The following is a 650-nucleotide window of genomic DNA, read 5'->3' as shown; positions in this document are numbered from 1 at the left end:
GCTCATCGACGCGTCAGCCGATCGCGTCGACGGCGGCCTTGGCCTTCTTCAGCGAGTCCTGCGCCGTGGCGTCGTTCTTCTCCAGCGCCCCGCGCAGGGTGCCGATGATGGTGCGGACCTCGCCCGCGACCTGGTTCCAGCGGGCTTCCTTGGTCGCGTAGTCCTCCGAGACCCCGTCGGCCAGGTAGTCGGCCATCGCGGTCTTGACGTCCCGGTCGCGCTCGTCGATCAACGCCTCCAGGCGCTGGGCGACGGCGTTGAAGTTCTCCTGCGCGGTCTGGGAGGCCGCGATCTCGTAGTCGCGGCGGTCGGTGCTGTTCGCCATCTCCGGTGCCCCCTTCAGGCCTTCGCCGAACCGAAACGGGCCGCGTCGAACGACGTGGACCCCTCGCTCGCGCGGGTCTCGTCGGCCATCTGCGCATCACCCTCGGTGAACGAGCGGTCCATCCCCGAGATCCCGGTCAGCACCGCACCCAACGCACCGTTCAGGTCGACAGCGATCCGGTCCGTCTCGGACTTGAACCTGTCGAACGCCGCCCGCCCCGCACCGTTGAACTTCCCCTGCAGCGGCTCGGCGGCCTGCGCCAGCTCACGCACCAACGCCCCCAGGTCCTCACCCGACGACGACGTCCGCCTCGTCAACGTCGACA

At 69.4% G+C, this 650-nt stretch carries 2 protein-coding genes; both read right to left on the bottom strand.

Annotation, left to right across the window (positions count from 1 at the left end):
* Positions 1-13: 13 nt before the first annotated feature.
* On the bottom strand, positions 14-325 hold the full coding sequence (locus HIR71_RS16305) for a pore-forming ESAT-6 family protein (protein ID WP_169326109.1): 312 nt from the start codon (positions 323-325) through the stop codon (positions 14-16).
* Between the two features lie 14 nt (positions 326-339).
* Positions 340-650: hypothetical protein (locus HIR71_RS16300; RefSeq protein WP_169326108.1), on the bottom strand; the 311-nt coding region annotated here is incomplete at its 5' end.

This window comes from Cellulomonas fimi (assembly GCF_012952065.1).
GTDB classification, from domain to species: Bacteria; Actinomycetota; Actinomycetes; order Actinomycetales; family Cellulomonadaceae; genus Pengzhenrongella; species Pengzhenrongella fimi_A.
Note: the sequence above shows the minus strand (reverse complement) of the source record. Positions and strands in the feature narration are given on the sequence as shown.

Coding starts and splice junctions, on each gene's coding strand:
- HIR71_RS16305 (WP_169326109.1), bottom strand. CDS start 325: ATGGCGAACAGCACCGACCGCCGCGACTACGAGATCGCGGCCTCCCAG.